Origin of the sequence: Photorhabdus bodei, assembly GCF_003287735.1 — a bacterium.
Taxonomy (GTDB): Bacteria; Pseudomonadota; Gammaproteobacteria; order Enterobacterales; family Enterobacteriaceae; genus Photorhabdus; species Photorhabdus kayaii.
Genome location: NZ_NSCM01000001.1, coordinates 209570 through 228157 on the forward strand (window position 1 = coordinate 209570; position 18588 = coordinate 228157).

An 18588-nucleotide genomic window follows, 5' to 3' on the forward strand; every position below is an offset into this window, starting at 1 on the left:
AATCAAAGTTTATTTATTATTAATCAGTTAGTAATCTTTTTACCCATTCCGATGTTTTATCTTTCCTCTCATTATATTTCCATTATGTTTTAATAAGGTTAATTTTATGTTTATTTTTATCTTAAGAATATAATGTGAAGAATTTTTTTCTGTCATCAACAATCACAGCTAACCATTAATTTATCCGTATCATCTCGTTTCTACTATCCACGTTTCCCCATAACAAGGTACAATCATCCCTTATGTATTGTTGTTTAACCTGATAGGAGCTGTCTTCATGCCAATCACGGCGAATACCCTGTACCGTGACAGTTTTAACTTTTTCAAGAATCAACTGTTAAGTACCCTGACCCTGGCCGTTCTGGCGGCTCTGGTTACCACCTTATTGGGGCACCTGTTTATTCCTGACAGCGAACAGATGAAGTTGCTGACAGAAGCAGAATTCACGTTTGCCACCTCAGGCAAGGCCGGTATTCAAGAGCTGGTGTCTCAAATGACTCCAGAGCAACAATCAATGATCATGCGTGCGGGAATCGGAACCATTTTCTCAAGCATGATTGGTAGCGTATTACTAGTTGGTGGTGTATTGACACTGGTTGCGGCAGTTTCAGCGGGAAATCGTATCTCTTCATTACAGGCAATTGGTTTATCAGCAAGCCAGTTACCGAAACTGTTCCTGTTACTGCTTATCTGCACCCTGCTAATTCAACTAGGCTTGATGCTGATGCTAGTACCAGGCATTATTTTGTCGATCGCACTGGCGTTATCACCCGTTATTATGACTGCCGAGCGTTGCGGCGTTTTTGCTTCTATAAAAATAAGCTGGAAACTGGCATTTGCTAATATTCGCCTGCTGGTTCCGGCAATTCTTTTATGGCTGACCGCAAGGCTCTTGCTGGTATTTATTATTGACCGCCTAACATTCATTCATAGCGAGATGGCAGGGATTATTCTTGGCATATTTAATAACCTTATTTCAGCTATTTTGCTGATTTATCTGTTCCGGTTGTATATGCTGATTGCCTCTCCACAACAAAAATCAATATAAAATAGCAATTCAAACAAAACCCCATAGTGATAAAACTATGGGGTAAACAGAATAAGCTGTTATACCCGTTATCTTTCAAGTTGCCTCTTTGTTGGCTGCACTCACTCACCCCGGTCACATAGTTATCTATGCTCCCGGGGATTCGCTCCCTTGCCGCCGCGATGCACCTTGAAATCCATAGGGTATATATCTAAAACGCAAAAAAATCCCCTGTTTTTCAACAGGGAATTCTATAGCAAAGAGAGCTAATTAATATTTAATTAGCAAATTTCGGTTAGAACCGATAGCCAACACCAACTACCCAAGTGCCTATTTTAATGTCATTCAGTTTTGAATATTCATAGGATGTATCAATAGTCCAATTTGGCATAGGGTTAAACTGTAATCCCAGTCCGTAGCCAATAGATGTTTTACTGTAACTCTCTGAATCAACAAAATTAGAGGCCTTAATCTTTCCACGTGCAGCACCAACCATACCGTATGCACTAACATAGTCATTAAAACGATATGTAGGCCCCGCCATCAGAGAATAATAATCTATATCAGCTTTACCTACTTTTCGGCCACGGTCATAAAACTCGTACCCCAAATATGTATACGTAAATGAGCTGATAACACCCCAATTATTATCCAATTCGTAGCGGTATTTTAAGTTGAGGCCCTTTGGATGATCATCAATCTTATGATCTTTAAACTTTATATGACTCTGAGCATAACCACCCGAAATCGTGCTTTCACCGGCATTTGCCGCAAATGCAAATACAGATAAACCTGCTGCCACCACTGAAGCTACCAATGCTCTTTTCATTGAAAATCCCTAATATTGTATAAAATATAGAAAAGATTAATTACGAGGCGCGATTATTTATCAATAATCAATAGAAAACAACTCAATCCCGTTTATTGTTAAGTTTCCGTTTAACAAGATAAAGTAATAACCGCTTTCCATCCTGAACAAGATAATCTTTCCATCTTAATCGGATATTTTTTGTGCTTATTAGCATTTCATCACTTCACTATTGAGATAAAAGCAAAAAAATTCCCTGTCTTACAACAGGGAATTTTGTCTAGAATAGATAGTGATAACTAATAAAGGAATAATCTTCAGATTACATGGCTAAACATGGACTAGCAATTTCAACTAAATAGATATATGGACACTAAACCAATACAAATCTATAAATAAGATTTTCTGGCAAAAAGTAGTCAAAAACATATATCCGGTTTCAATAATCCCTGATGAAAATCCGTACTCTGTGTTCTCATTATTTCGATAGCCTTTAAATAAACTATCTAACAAGCTAACAGAGAGCTGGTCCTAACATTACTTTATTATCTTCAGTCACTTAATGAAATTGCACAGATCGCAAAAGTTGGACTGAATTCCCTTTAAAGGAACGACTACATTGGAAACACTATTTAAAATCGATAACCCGCACCAATTACCCAAGTGCCTATTTTATAGTCACCTACTTTCGAATATTCATAAGATGCATCAATAACCCAATTTGGCATAGGGTTAAACTGCAATCCTAAACCATAAGCAGCAGAGGTCTTACTCTCTTTATATTCAACGTCATAGCCCAATACAGCAGCATTACCCTTTGCCTTTTCCTTTCCATGTGCAGCACCAACCAGACCATACGCACTCACGTACTCATTAAAGCGGTATGTAGGACCAGCCATCAGAGAATAATAATCTAAATCACCCGTACCAATCTTTCTACTGCCATAATAGTAATCATAACCCTGATGTGTCAGCGTAAATGATCCAATAACACCAAAATTATTATCCAGCTCGTAGCGATATTTCAGGTTAAAGCCTTTTGGGTTTTCATCAAGCTTTTCACCATCAACTTTCACATGACTCTGAGCATAGCCACCAGAAATCGAACTTTCTCCAGCATTTGCTGCAAATGTAAATACAGATAAACCCACTGCCACTGCTGAGGCTATCAATGCCTTTTTCATTGGAACGTCCTAAATAGTTATTGTACAAGTGATAATGATTTGCTTTGTTAAAATATACTTATCGAAAAACAAAATGTAACGTGGTATTAAATACTTAATGCTTCAATCATATTGTTTTTTAACAAGAAATTTTAAAATAAAGCAAGTATTCAGGATCTGATATCTCAAATAATAGAAGATCAACGGTCAATAATCATACGTTCGGGAATTAAGAACTATTTTTCTCAATTATAATTATCAAATGTGACTATTTTATTTCTCGTATTCACTTGTTGATCTCAATAACGCTATTATAGCTGAATAATCGTTCAATCAGACCTCACAGTGATAAAACTATGAGGCTGAAAGTTATAAACAAGTTTACGTTGTGTTAATTTACATTGTGTTAATTTACATTGTTTTAAATTTGCTATTTCAAGCTGCTATATTTTTAGCCCCACAAGATGACATAACTCTTTCACTGATTTCCTGCTCAATTTTTATTTCAAAATCAGTAAACAGCGCCTTTGGTTTTACGCTTCTATTACTTTTTTCCAGCGTCACAAAACCATGTTGACGAAGCGTCTTTAATGTCACTGACAAGTTGCTTGGTTTCCTTCCTGATAGATTAGCCAATTCTGCGATTGTCTCTGGCTTGTGCTCATTGATAAGACGCAGAAGCGCGATATTATCACTGCTAAGTACTTGAGCAAGAGCAATCATGGAAGTAAACCAAATCTTAGGCTCATCAGGCTGAACAACATATTCACCTTTAATAATAGCCAATGTGCGCTTGCGTATAAGTTCTTCATTCATCACGCCAATGAGTGCTTTCATCGTATTACCCTCTTTTTTCGCGTTCAGCGATAATTTCATCAATTTTAGTAAAGAAATCCTCAATTAACTGATATGCAGAAATAAATTCATAAGGAACACCCTTATCTATAGAGTTTCTGTGAACATGGTCATACACCCATCGTCCTCGGTACTGACTTCTCTTTGGTGGAATAATTGCGTGTGCATTATCCATTCCAAATACCCGCGTGTTGTATTTGTCATGTAGCGTTAAGTTATAACGAATACCATGTGGAATGAAATTCGTTGGCTCAACTGTCCATACCTCAATTTTCCACCAATAACCATCATCCCGATAAACCCTCTGACCATGCAACCCAAGCAAGACGTCCAAACCTGAATCCGATTGCATTACTAAAACCTCCTTGTTGTTATGATCTAATCATATGTCTTTGTTTAATGAAATTCAAGCTAGCAAACAACTGTAAATTATTATCTTTTCATGTAATTCGAGTACCATTCAGGCTTACTTTGGATCATTCGTACCGCAAAATAGAGATCGGGCACCACAATCAGATCGTCATCACTACTTCGCAGTTTATTCTGTTTTATCCAACGGGTAAGTTCTGTCCGACGACCGGCGAGCACCAATGTGATATCTCTTACCTTTAATTCACTAATCAACTCATCAATAGCAGCAAATACACTGACATCATCATGGGTAAAACTAACAGCCGCATCGACAACCAGCCAACCCGGACGTTTTTGCGTTTTGTTAATTTTTTGAATTCTGTCAACATGCTGTAGTACCCGTTTTTTAAAATAGCTAACATTGAAATAAGTCAATGGCGAGTTAAATCGGTACATCATCACACCATCAATTGGTTTAATATCATTGCCATGATTAATCGAATGAATCATTCCTTGGTCATTTACCCCCAAGAGCTGATCTGTCGGGCGGAATATAATTCGCAAAAACTGTAATAAACCAAGTAGAACAGCGAAACCAACACCGTTAATCAAACCAACCACCAGCACAGCAATCAATGTAAACAGTGATAAAGTAAATGCCTGATGATTTCGTTTCCTCAGTGACCAAATCCGCCGTAAATCCAACAGTGACGATGCTGAATAAATCAGTACCACACCAAGCGATGACAATGGGATATAGGCCAGGAAACGGGTCATAAATAACAAAACCAGCAAAATAATAGTCGCTGCAATAACAGAGACCAATTGCGTTTTCCCACCAATCGCATCATTAACCGCAGTACGACTGCTGGCAGCACTGACAGCAAATCCTTGTGATAAAGCAGAAGCAATGTTCGCAATGCCCAAGGCCCTAAGTTCACAATCTGCATCAATCTGATAACCGTTTTTACTGGCGAAGCTACGGGCCGTCATCATGAAACTGACAAAGCTGATAACAGCAAGGTTCAAAGATGGGATAACTAGCTCACGCATAATGCCTGGCTGGAAATCGGGCATTGGCACAACAGGTAATCCCCCACCGCTGACACTGCCAACAATCTGAATGCCATATTTTTCCAGATCAAATTGCCAGCTTATATAAGTCGCCAATACCATTGCCAACAAAGGCCCCGGCCAAGTCGGACGCAAGAAACGCACAGTGAGCAAAATCAACACTATAGCAACAGACATTGCTAACGTCGGTAAATGTGTACTCATGAGCTTGACAGGTAATGCGATCACCCGTTCAATCAATCCCGCCGGAACGCCAGCAAAACCAAAGACTTTAGCTAGCTGATCCACAATGATTGTCAATGCAACACCGTTCATTAATCCTTTCAGGATCGGTTTGGAAAGAAAATCAGCAAACGCGCCTAATCGAAAATGACTGGCGAGAACACACCATATCCCGGTCATTAAGGTCATGACGATCGTGAGCTGCCAGCGTACATCTTCATTATCAAAAACCAATGGCGCGACAGCCGCTGCAATAACGGCACACGTTGCGGCATCTGGCCCGACAATCAACTGTCTTGAAGTACCAAATAGTGCATAAGCGAACATGGGTAAAATGCATGCATAAAGACCAATAATTGCACTTATTCCCATCAATTCGGCGTAAGCAATAGCAACTGGCAGAGCAACTGCGGCGACAGAAAGCCCAGCTCTTAAATCATGACTAAACCATTCCTTGCGATAAGGAGAAAAATTACCCAACCCTGGCATCCAACGCTGTAGTTTTTTCCACTGCATCTGGTTTATGCCCTCTTATTTTTCAACGGGTTTTCGTTATAATGCTGCGTTATATGTTCACTGACAACCGGAAGTTAATTACGCCGCTCTTTATGGTAAAATTGTGCGAAACCGATCGATAAAAACCTTTTTTATTGAGCGATATAGCCTATGGATTTCAAGATGCATCGCGACGGCCAGGAAGTGAATCCCCGGGAGCATAGGTAACTATGTGACTGGGGTGAGCGAGTGCAGCCAACAAAGAGGCAACTTGAAAGATAACGGGTATAAAACCATACTGTTGCCGCCAGTCCATTCAATGACTAAAACCGGATGATAATCAAATGCCGGAATTACAATAGGTTCAAATATGAAACAACTTTTAGACTTTCTACCTCTAGTCGTCTTTTTTGTCGTATACAAAATGTATGACATTTTCTACGCTTCCGGGGCGTTGATCGCCGCCACCGGTTTAGCTGTCGCTATTACTTATTCCATCTACCGGAAAGTAGAGAAAGCCTCCCTGATCACGTTTATCATGGTTGCTGTTTTCGGTACGTTAACTTTAGCTTTCCATAGTGATCTATTTATTAAATGGAAAGTCACTGTAATCTATGCATTATTCGCATTAGCTTTGCTAGGCAGCCAGTGGTTTATGAAAAAACCGCTCATTCAGAAAATGCTAGGAAAAGAGTTAATTTTACCCGATCTTGTTTGGAATAAGCTCAATATGGCATGGGCGCTGTTTTTTACAGCCTGCGCGCTAGCTAATATTTATGTCGCATTCTGGTTACCACAAGATGTCTGGGTTAACTTTAAAGTATTTGGTCTGACTGCCCTGACTCTGGTTTTCACCGTGCTCAGTGTAGTATATATTTATCGTCACCTGCCACGCGAACAGAAGTAACCTTATTCAAATGGATACCTGCCTGCTATCGTCTGTAGGCAGGTATTGTTTTTTCATCAAATAAAGTAAAGTTTTCAATGACACAACAACAATTACCTAACGGAGAGTTAGTCCTCCGCACACTGGCTATGCCCGCTGATACCAACGCCAATGGAGATATTTTTGGTGGATGGTTAATGTCACAAATGGATATTGGTGGTGCAATTCTGGCAAAAGAAATTGCGGAAGGCCGTGTTGTCACTGTCAGAGTAGATGGTATTACTTTCCTGAAACCTGTTGCCGTTGGTGATGTCGTCTGCTGCTATGCGCATTGTCTCAAAACCGGTAACAGTTCGATTACCATCAACATCGAAGTCTGGGTGAAGAAAGTCGCCTCTGAACCTGTCGGCCAACGCTATCGTGCAACCGAAGCGGTATTCACTTATGTTGCGGTTAATGAAGATAATACCTCACGTCGGTTACCAGAAGGTAAAACTCAGTTCCAACTCGCTAGCAGTACTAGCGAATAAACATTAATGGAAAAAGGAGCGTGTTAATAATGCTCCTTTTTTATTTGCATTTCCCCGACAATCAGGATTGAGATATACCCGTAATTTTAAATTCGACGGTTGTGATATAACCAATCGCGGGTATTTTTTCAAAGCGCCATTTTCTCATCGCTTTTTTCACCTCCCTTTCAAAAACATTGGGTGGATTAGCGCCAATCACTTCTATATTTTTTACCCGTCCGTCTTCATCAATATCATATTTGACTTTCACATAACCTTCGGTGCCCAATGCTGAAGCTCTGGATGGGTAGACAGGTAACGCTTTACTTAATGCTCTTGGCCCATTCTGCGGTTTAACCACCGGTTTATTCTGATTATTATCAGTACGGTTAGCCAATGCATTCTGATTAAACAACGGCTTTTCCGGTTGTTCAGCCCTCTTCTCAACGGGTTCAGATTGCTTTTTAACAATCTTTTTCTTCACTTCCGGTTTCGGCTTCTTCACCTCTGGTTTTGGAATTACCGGCTCTGGAACAGGTTCCGGCTCCTCTGGCTCTGATTCAGGCTCAGGCGCTGCCGGCTCTGAAACAGGAGCTTCCTCGGCAGCTAACTGAATCATAGCAACAGACATAAGTGCAGCATCAGGCTGCTTTTCCGGTATTGCAGAACAAAAAAGTGCGGCAGCAACAGAAACGTGTAAACAAACTGACAACAATATTGGCCAATGTATCCAGCGCATAAGGGAATTCTTGATTAGCAGCATAATAGTCAATCCTCGAATGACTGCTAGTTTAAATGCAAATAGCAATCATATTCAATAAAGATTGTAGGTGAGCGTGAATATAAGGCCAAAAATATTATTTTTTCAATGTATCCATTCGCCATGCTGAACAAACAATAAAGCTCGACGCTGCTTATAACCATCTAATTTACGTAGTGAATAAATACGCAAATTACGTCTTGACTGCCCTTCCAGCCAACGGCGACGGCGGTTGAAATTCTGGCGTAATATCCGCCACCGCCCTACTTCATTCCGACTACGTTTCATAAAACCTACCTATAAAAACATCACGCTCATTATAAGCCTTTAAAAAAGATATCCAAGGCGTATCTGGATAGTACTTTTTATATCAATAATGCGAAATGACCAATATCAAGTATGATGCTTGCAGTATATTTGCCGATTTTTTGGTAAATTCACCAAGTTAATTAGATCGTTTATATACCCTATTGATTTCAAGATGCATCGCGACGGCAAGGGAGTGAATCCCCGGGAGCATGGCAAACTATGTGACCGGGGTGAGTGAGCGCAGCCAACAAAGAGGCAACTTGAAAGATGACGGGTATATTTCGAGTCTTGAGGAAACCATGTTAAACGCCACCAAAGATGTCTGAACAAAACAGGATTGATTGCCGAATATGACAACCTTTTATTCCGTCCTAAGTTGGCTTGCTATTTTCTTTTATTGGCTGATTGTTGCCAGTATCACCTTACGCATTCTGATAAAACGCCGGCCTGTCACTTCTGCCATGACCTGGCTGCTGATTATTTATATCCTACCCTTAGTTGGAATCATCGCTTACCTGTCATTTGGTGAGCTGCATTTGGGAAAACGCAGAGTTGAACAAGCAAAAGCCATGTGGCCTTCAACAACCGTATGGCTTGAAGAATTGCGCAAATCTCGTCATATCTTCGCCACAGAAAATAGCGAAGTCGCGACACCGCTATTCCAGCTTTGCGAACGACGGCAAGGGCTTGCGGGTGTTAAAGGTAACAAGATCCAACTACTGACAACCTATGACCATTCACTAAAAACCATTATCAAAGATATTGAGAATGCCAAACACAGTATTGATATGGTGTTTTACATCTGGCAAACCGGCGGCTTGGTTGAACAAGTGACGGATGCTCTTATGGCCGCAGCACACCGAGGAGTCAGATGCCGTATTATGGTGGATTCAGCCGGTAGCTGGTTATATTGCCGTAGCCAATACCCGGATATCATGCGCAAGGCGGGAATTGAATTTGTTGAAGCTTTGCGAGTCAATATATTCCGTTTATTTCTACGCCGTATGGATCTGCGCCAGCATCGTAAAATTATCTTGATAGATAATTATATCTCTTATGCCGGCAGTATGAATATGGTCGATCCACGCTTCTTTAAACAAGATGCCGGCGTTGGGCAATGGATCGACATCATGGTGCGAATGGAAGGGCCGGTTACCACGACTATGGGGGTTATTTACGCTTGTGACTGGGAAATGGAAACAGGTCAGCGTATCTTTCCGCCATCACCAGATAACAATATCATGCCATTTGAACAGGCCAGCGGACACACAACTCAGGTTATTGCATCCGGCCCCGGATTCCCTGAGGAGTTGATTCAACAATCTTTAATGACGGCTATTTTCTCTGCCCGTAAGCAACTGATTTTAACTACCCCTTATTTTGTTCCCAGTGATGACCTGACAAATGCTATTTGCACCGCCGCTTTACGAGGGGTTGAGGTTATTATTATCGTTCCACGCAGAAATAATTTCTTCTTAGTTCGTTGGGCAAGCCGGGCATTTTTTGCTGAACTATTAAACGCCGGTGTTAAAATTTACCAATTTGAAGATGGATTGCTACATACTAAAAGCGTTTTAGTTGATGGCCAACTCAGCATGGTGGGTTCCGTTAATCTCGATATGCGTAGCCTGTGGCTAAATTTCGAAATTACCGTGGTGATTGATGATGAAAACTTTGGTCATGATCTGACGCTGGTGCAATACGATTATATCGCCCATTCCACATTGCTGGAAATCAATGAGTGGGAACAACGCCCTTTGTGGCATCGGATTATTGAGCGTATTTGTTACTTTTTTAGTCCACTACTGTGATCAATACCCTCGTCTTTACAAGACGGGGGTATCAATCAAGACTTCATCATGTTTTAATTCTTCATCACGACCCACAAATAAATCAATATGGACAACAGATCCTCACAAACTATGGATTTAGACCTCAATAACCGAATGACAGAAGATGAAACCCTTGAGAAAGCCTATGACATCTTTCTTGAACTGGCTTCGTTCAACCTTGATCCCGCTGATATTCTGCTATTTAGCTTACAATTCGAAATACGTGGCGGCGCAGAATTACTGCCCCCTTCTGATGAGTGGCTTGAACACGTGGATTTCAATCCAAACCCCGATTTTTTTGCCGAAGTCATTATCGGGCTAGCAGAATCTGAAGATGCCGAGATCAACGATGTTTTTGCCCGTATCCTCATTTGCCGGGAAAAATCTCACCCGATTTACCATATTTTGTGGAAAGAGTGAAAAATTAAAGTCAGTTATTTTGATCTACTCTTTTTTCTGCAAAAAGTGAGAGCTACCCGTTTTAATGCAGGTCTGAATCCTGATATAAAACCCCAAAAGTAACTCTCACATTGAATGTCTTACAAAGTTCCTCAACAACTACAATGGATCAACCTTCAAACAAGACACGGCATGGCGGAAACTCCCCTCCATCAATGGCCGTGTTTTGGCACATTCAGGATCTGCCATTGGGCAACGAGTACGGAAAACACATCCTGATGGCGGGTTGATAGGTGACGGTAATTCACCTTCCAGCAATTCAATGTGTTTATTTCGTTCTTTATCTGGATCAGGCACTGGCACTGCTGACATCAACGCCTTGGTATAAGGATGTTGTGGATTATGATAAACCTCATCATAAGTGCCCAATTCGACCGCATGCCCAAGGTACATCACCAATACACGGTCAGATATGTGCTTAACCACCGCCAGATCATGGGCGATAAAAATCAGCGACAGCCCCATTTCCCGTTGTAATTTTTGCAACAAGTTAACTACCTGAGCCTGAATGGATACATCGAGCGCGGATACCGGCTCATCACAAATCACCAATTTAGGTTCAAGGATAAGTGCGCGAGCAATTCCAATACGCTGACATTGACCACCAGAGAATTCGTGCGGATAACGGTTAATCAAATTCGGTAATAACCCAACCTTCATCATCATGGCTTTTACCCGCTCTTTAATTTCCAGCCCTTTCATCTTCGGATGATAAGTGCGCAGTGGCTCAGCGATAATATCGCCAATCGTCATTCGCGGGTTTAAGGATGCTAATGGATCCTGGAATATCATCTGGATATCACTACGAATATCCCGCCACTGTTTATCATCCATATCCAGCAGGCTTTTTCCCAACCAAGTTACTGAACCACCGGAAGACTTAACCAATCCGATAATTGCACGAGCAAAAGTCGACTTACCGCAACCTGATTCACCAACCACGCCAAGGGTTTCCCCTTCGTATAATCTTAATGTGACACCATCAACCGCTTTCAAGGTTTTTGTTGGTTGCCAAAACCATTGTTTACCATCTTTAATATCAAAGTGAACTTTCAGATCTGCTACTTCCAGCAGCACACGTCTTTCTTCAATCGGACTCATACCAATTCCCCCGGTGCTTTAAAACAAGCTCGCAAACGCCCGTTGCCAAATGTCTCTAACCTTGGTTCACAATTTACACAACGGTCTACTGAAAACTGGCAGCGTGGCTGAAACGGACACCCTTTCGGCAACCGTAATAAGTTAGGTGGATTTCCGGGAATGGTCGTCAACGATGCTTCATCACCATCAAGACGCGGAACAGCATTAAGCAGGCCAATAGAATAAGGATGGGTGGGTTGATAAAATACTTCACGGGCCGAGCCATATTCCATCGTTCTCCCCGCATACATCACCAACACTTTGTCACAAATACCAGCAACTACCCCTAAATCGTGAGTAATCATAATAATTGCAGTATTAAATTCCCGTTTCAGCTCATTCAGTAAAGTCATAATCTGAGCCTGAACCGTGACATCAAGTGCGGTTGTCGGTTCGTCAGCAATCAACAATTTTGGTCGACATAACAACGCCATTGCGATCATCACACGCTGACGCATCCCACCAGAAAATTCATGAGGATACATCCGCATTCGCTTAAGTGCTTCTGGCATTTTGACGGCATCCAGCATCCGTATCGATTCAAGGTATGCCTCACTTTTACTCATATGCTTATGCAACATCAATACTTCTGTCAGTTGATCGCCGATACGCATATAGGGATTGAGAGATGTCATTGGGTCCTGAAATATCATTGATATCTCTTCTGCTCTCATGCGGTTAAGCGCTTTCTCTTCAAGGTTAAGAATTTCCCTGCCATTAAAAATAGCGGAACCGCCAATTTTGCCGTTTCTGGCCAGTAGCCCCATCAAAGCAAAAGCGGTTTGTGATTTGCCAGAACCAGATTCACCCACAATTCCCAGCGTTTCCCCCGCTCGTAAATCAAAATTCAGCTTGTTCACCGCGGTAACATCCCCATCCGGGGTACTAAAAGTCACGTCCAACTCTTTAACAATTAACAACGGCTCAGAACTTTTCTGGTTTCTAACGCTGTCCATGTTACCTCCTTAACGATCTTTCGGATCGAGGGCATCACGCAAGCCATCGCCGATAAAGTTAAAACAAAACAGTGTCACCACCAGAAAACCGGCAGGAAACATCAGCAACCACGGGGAAACTTCCATCGAATTCGCACCATCACTTAACAGTGCTCCCCAACTGCTTAATGGTTCTTGAGTTCCCAATCCCAGAAAGCTAAGAAACGATTCAAACAGAATCATACTCGGCACTAATAAAGATGCATAAACCACCACCACTCCCAATACATTAGGGACAATATGGCGCAGCACAATATGACGGGTTGGCACACCACACACCAACGCCGCCTCAATAAACTCCTTACGTTTCAAGCTTAGTGTCTGACCGCGGACAATACGCGCCATATCCAGCCATGACACCATACCGATGGCGATAAATATCAGAAAAATATTCTGTCCGAAGAAGGTCACCAGCAGGATCACAAAGAACATAAATGGAAATGAGTTCAAGATTTCCAACATACGCATCATGACTGAATCTATTTTTCCGCCCAGATAGCCGGATAATGATCCATATAAGGTCCCGACGACGACCGCAACCAAAGCGGCTGCCACCCCAACCATCAATGAAATGCGTCCTCCAATGGCAACACGCACCAGCAAATCACGACCGGAAGAATCGGTACCAAAATAGTGACCAGATTCAAAATCAGGTCGCATCGACATCATGGCCCAATCAGTATCGTCATAAGTGAATTGAGCTAACATCGGTGCCAGAATCACAAACAAAGTAATCAAAGATAGCAGACACAAACTGGCAATCGCTGCCCGGTTGTGAATAAAACGACGCCGTGCATCCTGCCACAAACTACGGCCTTCAATTTCTAATTGCTCAGAGAAATTTTCCAGAGCTTCGCTATTTTGTTTATTAACTATCATTGCGTGCTCCAGTCTTAATAACGAATCTTCGGATCGATAACAGCGTACAATACATCAACAATCGCATTGAACAAAATCGTTAAGCTACCAACTAAAATAGTCAGACTTAACACCAACGAATAGTCACGGTTCAATGCGCCATTAACAAACAACTGCCCTATTCCCGGTAACCCGAAGATCGTTTCAATCACCATTGAGCCGGTAAGAATGCCGACAAAAGCAGGCCCCATATAAGAGATAACCGGTAATAATGCGGGCTTTAAAGCATGGCGGAAAATAATGATGCGCAATGGCAACCCTTTAGCTCGCGCAGTACGGATAAAGTTAGAGTGCAGCACTTCTATCATTGAACTCCGGGTAATACGGGAGATACTGGCGATATAAGCCAAAGACAATGCCACCATCGGCAAAATCATATATTTAGGCGCACCGCCATTCCAGCCCCCTCCCGGTAGCCATTTAAGGTGAATAGCAAACCCCAACACCAGTAACGGTGCCACGACAAACCCCGGGATAACAACCCCCGTCATGGCGAATCCCATAACCGTATAATCCCATTTGGTATTTTGATTAAGTGCCGCAATAACCCCAGCGCTGACCCCCAAGACAACCGCCATGATAAATGCCGAGACGCCTAATTTAGCCGATACTGGAAACGCTGTTGCCACGAGATCGTTAACAGAGTAGTCCTTATATTTAAAAGAGGGCCCAAAATCTCCTTTAGTGAGTTGAATTAAGTAATCAAAATATTGTTTATAAATTGGATCATTCAGATGATATTTCGCTTCAATATTTGCCAGCACTTCTGGTGGCAATTTCCGTTCACCGGTAAATGGGCTGCCCGGCGCTAACCGCATCATGAAAAACGAAATAGTGATAAGGATAAAAAGTGTCGGGATCGCCTCTAAACAACGGCGTAAAATAAATTTAAGCATCGCCCGTTCCTATGTGTTGGCCCTCAACCCTGGCCTTAAAATAATTTGACCCTAAAGCAGCCCTCTCCGGGCTGCTTTACAACGTTAGTGTTTGATAATATAAAAATCTTTGGTGTGTAAATTATCCAAAGGATCTTTCCCTGTATAGCCACCAACATAGGGCTTCACTAACCGGGTATTCACATAGTAATAGAGAGGGACAATAGCCGAATCTTTATCTAACTGCGCTTCTGCTTGCTGGTAAACAGCAGCACGTTCATCATCTGTTGCCACTTTCAGAGATTGTTTCATCAGTTTATCAAACTCATCACTCTTATAATGAGCTGTGTTATTACTACTGTAAGAAAGCATTGAATTCAGGAATGAAGAAGGTTCGTTGTAATCGGCACACCAGCCGGCACGGGCGACGTCATAATTCCCCTGATGTCGTGTATCAAGGAAAGTTTTCCACTCTTGGTTTTCTAAACGAACATCAGCACCTAAATTTTTCTTCCAAATAGAAGCTACCGCGATTGCAATTTTTTTATGTAGATCAGAGGTGTTATAAAGCAAATTAAATTTCAATGGATTATCTTTATTATAACCCGCTTCAGCCAGTAATTTTTTGGCTTCCTGGTTGCGCTGTTCCTGACTCCAACCAGTAAACCACACCGGTTTCATCTCTTTCATACCATCTGTGACCGGCGGTGTATAACCAGAAGCCGGGATATCCCCCTGAGCTTTTACTTTATTGGTCACAATGTCGCGGTCCATAGCCAGTTTCAGTGCGGTACGAACGCGGGGATCATTAAATGGAGGTTTTTCGTTATTAATTTCGTAATAATAAGTACATAATTGTGGGTTAATGTGCAACTCGTTCGGGATCTCTTTTTTCAGCTTCTGGAACAGTTCGATAGGCAAATTAGTATGAGTCATATCAATTTCACCAGTGCGGTAACGGTTGACATCCGTGACCTCTGACGAAATTGGCAAGAAAGTAACCTGATCAATAACGGTATTTTTGTTATCCCAATATGTCGGGCTGCGCTCCATCACAATACGTTCGTTAACTACCCAGTTTTTCAGTTTATAAGCCCCATTACCGACAAAATTCTGTGGCTGAGTCCATTTTTCGCCATATTTTTCTACCGTCGCTTTATGCACCGGCGACATTGAAGTGTGAGCCAAAAGCCTTGGCAGATAAGGAACCGCTTCGCTCAATGTAAGCTGCAATGTGTAGTCATCCAGCGCTTTTACGCCCAGAGTATCGGGTTTCTTTTTACCACTGATGATGTCATCAATATTGGTGATATGAGCATACTGGAGAAAACTTGCATAGGGAGAAGCGGTATTAGGATCGGCCAGACGTTGCCAACTGTAAACAAAATCATGAGCCGTGACAGGATCACCATTAGACCACTTAGCATCTTTACGCATATGCAATGTCCAGACGCTGAAGTCTTTATTTTCCCAACTGGTCACAGAACCCGGTAAAATTTCACCATCCGAGCCAACGATAACAACACCTTCAAACAAATCACGCGCCAAATGTGATTCTGGTACTCCTTCAATCTTATGCGGGTCTAACGATTGTGGTTCAGTGCCGTTATTACGGACTAAAATCTGTTTATCCGCTAATTGAACGCCATCAGGCACTTTTGCCGCAAAGACCTGACTTGCCATTACTATACTCAGTGCAGCGCTAATGCTGACAGTAAGTAGTCTCTTTTTCGTTGTGTTTATCATCTTTTTCTACTCCAATTTTACATCGTCAGACTTTTTATCAGCCGACGTCCCAGAAATAAGGGGTGGATTACCACCTGCATACAAAAGGAACGATTTTGTTTGCAGGGTCTCAGTAACTCTTTTGAATAAAGCTACTGTCTAATTTTTTATCCTATACAGTCGCTTAATATCCATATAATCCAATGGGTCTTTCCCTGAAAAACCTCCCACTGATGGGCTAACAAGCCGTACACTCACCCGGTAATAAACGGGAATCAGCACCGAGTCTTTATCCAGTTGAAACTCGGCTTGTTGATATAATTTCTTACGCTCAATAGCATCCTTAGCGAGTAGCGCCTGTTCCAGATAGCTATCAAAATTTTTATTCTGATAGAAAGTGGTGTTATTACTACTGTCTGACAACAACATGTTTAAAAATGCGGTAGGTTCATTGTAATCGGCACACCAGGTTGCTCTGGTCACCTCATAATTCCCTTGATGGCGGCTTTCAAGAGAGGTTTTCCATTCCTGATTCTGCAAAATCACATCCGCTCCCAGATTCTTTTTCCACATGGAAGCGGCAGCAATAGCCTGTTGTTTATTTTGCTCAGAGGTGTTGTACAACAAGGTGAATTTCAATGGATTCGCCTGATTGAAACCGGCTTGGGCTAACAATTCTTTGGCGCGTTTATTGCGCTGCTCCTGTGTCCAATTAGCCCATTCTGGCTTAACAAAATCGCCACCACCGATAAATGTTGGCGTGAAACCATAAGCCGGGATTTGCCCCTGCCCCATAATTTTTCCAGCGATAATATCCCGGTCGAGACTTAATTTGACAGCTTCGCGGACTCTAACATCAGTAAATGGCGGTTTTTTGTTGTTAATTTCGTAATAAAACGTACAAAGATATGGACTGACACGAACCTGTTCAGGGAGCTCCTTTTTCATTTTCTGATACAGAGTCGGCGGAATGGCGCTGTTGGTGATATTTACCTCTCCACTACGATAGCGGTTAATATCACTGGTTTCGGATTGAAGGGGTAAAAGCGTCGCTTGATCAATAACTGTTTTTGCATTGTTCCAATATCGCGGGTTGCGTTCGATCACTATCCGCTCATTGACCACCCACTCTTTTAACAGATACGCCCCATTACCCACATAGTTTTCTGGTAGCGTCCATTTATTACCTAACTTTTCGACCACATCCTTTTTGACGGGTTTCATTGCCGTATGACTGAGCATACTGACGAAATAAGGCACGGGGTGCGTCAGAGTCACCTGCAAACGATGATCATCCAGCGCTTTTACCCCCAACTGATCAGGCGATTTTTTACCCTTTAGAACATCACTAATATTTTCAACGTAAGCATATTGAAGATAGCTGGCATAAGGTGAACCCACTTTTGGGTCAGCTAACCGTTGCCAGCTATAGACAAAATCGTGAGCAGTGACAGGCGTTCCATCACTCCATTTAGCATTATCACGCAAATAAAAAGTCCATACCTTGTAATCCTGATTTTCCCAATGGGTCGCAACACCTGGCACAACTTCTCCCTCAGAACCCGTCCTCACTAACCCTTCCAGGAGATTAAGAATAATGTTGCTTTCTGGTACACCTTCGACTTTATGTGGATCAAGCGAGGCAACTTCTGCGCCATTATTAATAATAATTTGTTGTTTATCCGCAAGTTTCACACCATCTGGAAGTTCAACGGCAGACACGGCGGTAACAGGAAACGCTGATAATAAAAATATACAGGAAATAAACTTATGTAATTTTAATTGTTTGATCTTCATTTTTTACCTCCAGTTTGATGGATCTGTTCATTCCACATATCCCATCAAGGCCGGTATCTTCACATTATTTAGCCCAAAGTAACGGATTAAATATTAAAGGCAACTTATCATATCTATTGTTAAAATATCGCTCTCATATTGTAAAAATCATCCTTACAAGCAACTTAGTACGACTTATTACATTAATTGATAAAACATCCCAAAATTCATTATAACAAATTGATATGTATAGCATTATTAACTTAAAACTTAACTAAAATAGTAAACAAAGCTAGACCAAAGATGAAAATAAACATAATTTTAACAAATTGCAATCAATGCAAATTAAAAACCTACATTCATCACAAAACAGTGGTGGAAGCAACCAGTTACACATCGAACTAACAGG

At 41.7% G+C, this 18588-nt stretch carries 18 protein-coding genes; 5 read left to right on the forward strand and 13 right to left on the reverse strand.

Annotated elements, in window-relative coordinates:
• The first annotated feature begins 277 nt into the window (after window positions 1-277).
• On the forward strand, window positions 278-1048 hold the full coding sequence (locus CKY02_RS00835) for a YciC family protein (protein WP_112893862.1): 771 nt from the start codon (window positions 278-280) through the stop codon (window positions 1046-1048).
• Window positions 1049-1322: 274 nt separating this feature from the next.
• Here CKY02_RS00835 and CKY02_RS00840 read toward each other — a convergent pair whose 3' ends face one another.
• The 5 genes from CKY02_RS00840 to CKY02_RS00860 all read right to left on the reverse strand — a co-directional run bounded on the left by CKY02_RS00840 (window position 1323) and on the right by CKY02_RS00860 (window position 6016).
• On the reverse strand, window positions 1323-1856 hold the full coding sequence (locus tag CKY02_RS00840) for an Ail/Lom family outer membrane beta-barrel protein (RefSeq protein ID WP_112893863.1): 534 nt from the start codon (window positions 1854-1856) through the stop codon (window positions 1323-1325).
• A 611-nt stretch (window positions 1857-2467) separates the two neighbouring features.
• Complete coding sequence (locus CKY02_RS00845) at window positions 2468-3019, reverse strand: Ail/Lom family outer membrane beta-barrel protein (RefSeq protein ID WP_112893864.1); 552 nt, start codon at window positions 3017-3019, stop codon at window positions 2468-2470.
• A 414-nt stretch (window positions 3020-3433) separates the two neighbouring features.
• Window positions 3434-3835, reverse strand: a complete 402-nt coding sequence (locus CKY02_RS00850; RefSeq protein WP_112893865.1) for an HVO_A0114 family putative DNA-binding protein — start codon at window positions 3833-3835, stop codon at window positions 3434-3436.
• A 4-nt stretch (window positions 3836-3839) separates the two neighbouring features.
• Complete coding sequence (locus CKY02_RS00855; protein WP_112893866.1) at window positions 3840-4205, reverse strand: toxin-antitoxin system TumE family protein; 366 nt, start codon at window positions 4203-4205, stop codon at window positions 3840-3842.
• 80 nt (window positions 4206-4285) lie between these two features.
• Entirely contained in the window at window positions 4286-6016 is a 1731-nt protein-coding gene (locus tag CKY02_RS00860) for a SulP family inorganic anion transporter (protein WP_112893867.1), read from the reverse strand.
• 349 nt (window positions 6017-6365) lie between these two features.
• On the opposite strand from CKY02_RS00860, the gene CKY02_RS00865 reads away from it, so the two are divergent.
• Together CKY02_RS00865 and yciA are read left to right on the forward strand one after the other, a co-directional pair.
• Window positions 6366-6902, forward strand: coding sequence for a septation protein A (locus CKY02_RS00865; RefSeq protein WP_112875880.1), 537 nt, complete (start codon window positions 6366-6368; stop codon window positions 6900-6902).
• Between the two features lie 77 nt (window positions 6903-6979).
• Complete coding sequence (yciA, locus tag CKY02_RS00870; protein WP_112875879.1) at window positions 6980-7411, forward strand: acyl-CoA thioester hydrolase YciA; 432 nt, start codon at window positions 6980-6982, stop codon at window positions 7409-7411.
• 61 nt (window positions 7412-7472) lie between these two features.
• On the opposite strand, the gene tonB is transcribed toward yciA, so the two are convergent.
• Window positions 7473-8129 (reverse strand): TonB system transport protein TonB, encoded by a 657-nt coding sequence (gene tonB / locus CKY02_RS00875; RefSeq protein ID WP_238399056.1) that lies wholly within the window; start codon window positions 8127-8129, stop codon window positions 7473-7475.
• A 126-nt stretch (window positions 8130-8255) separates the two neighbouring features.
• The gene (locus tag CKY02_RS00880) at window positions 8256-8438 is read right to left on the reverse strand and encodes a YciY family protein (RefSeq protein ID WP_112875877.1); all 183 of its coding nucleotides are present in this window, start codon (window positions 8436-8438) and stop codon (window positions 8256-8258) included.
• Between the two features lie 371 nt (window positions 8439-8809).
• Between CKY02_RS00880 and cls the strand changes: the two genes are divergently transcribed.
• Both cls and CKY02_RS00890 read left to right on the forward strand, forming a co-directional pair.
• Window positions 8810-10270, forward strand: a complete 1461-nt coding sequence (gene cls / locus CKY02_RS00885; RefSeq protein WP_112893869.1) for a cardiolipin synthase — start codon at window positions 8810-8812, stop codon at window positions 10268-10270.
• A gap of 111 nt (window positions 10271-10381) precedes the next feature.
• Window positions 10382-10711 (forward strand): HI1450 family dsDNA-mimic protein, encoded by a 330-nt coding sequence (locus CKY02_RS00890; RefSeq protein WP_112893870.1) that lies wholly within the window; start codon window positions 10382-10384, stop codon window positions 10709-10711.
• A gap of 138 nt (window positions 10712-10849) precedes the next feature.
• Here CKY02_RS00890 and oppF read toward each other — a convergent pair whose 3' ends face one another.
• The 6 genes from oppF to CKY02_RS00920 form a co-directional block, all read right to left on the reverse strand.
• Entirely contained in the window at window positions 10850-11851 is a 1002-nt protein-coding gene (gene oppF / locus CKY02_RS00895) for a murein tripeptide/oligopeptide ABC transporter ATP binding protein OppF (protein ID WP_011146712.1), read from the reverse strand.
• Window positions 11848-12846 carry an ABC transporter ATP-binding protein gene (gene oppD, locus CKY02_RS00900; RefSeq protein WP_112893871.1) on the reverse strand — a complete coding sequence of 333 codons (999 nt, stop codon included), beginning with the start codon at window positions 12844-12846 and terminating at the stop codon, window positions 11848-11850. Before oppD ends, oppF begins: the two co-directional genes overlap by 4 nt.
• Before the next feature lie 9 nt (window positions 12847-12855).
• Window positions 12856-13764, reverse strand: coding sequence for an oligopeptide ABC transporter permease OppC (gene oppC / locus CKY02_RS00905; RefSeq protein WP_112893872.1), 909 nt, complete (start codon window positions 13762-13764; stop codon window positions 12856-12858).
• Between the two features lie 14 nt (window positions 13765-13778).
• Window positions 13779-14699 carry an oligopeptide ABC transporter permease OppB gene (gene oppB, locus CKY02_RS00910; RefSeq protein ID WP_011146715.1) on the reverse strand — a complete coding sequence of 307 codons (921 nt, stop codon included), beginning with the start codon at window positions 14697-14699 and terminating at the stop codon, window positions 13779-13781.
• A gap of 84 nt (window positions 14700-14783) precedes the next feature.
• Window positions 14784-16424 carry an oligopeptide ABC transporter substrate-binding protein OppA gene (gene oppA, locus CKY02_RS00915; RefSeq protein WP_112893873.1) on the reverse strand — a complete coding sequence of 547 codons (1641 nt, stop codon included), beginning with the start codon at window positions 16422-16424 and terminating at the stop codon, window positions 14784-14786.
• Between the two features lie 138 nt (window positions 16425-16562).
• The gene (locus CKY02_RS00920) at window positions 16563-18200 is read right to left on the reverse strand and encodes an ABC transporter substrate-binding protein (RefSeq protein WP_112893874.1); all 1638 of its coding nucleotides are present in this window, start codon (window positions 18198-18200) and stop codon (window positions 16563-16565) included.
• Window positions 18201-18588: the final 388 nt, after the last annotated feature.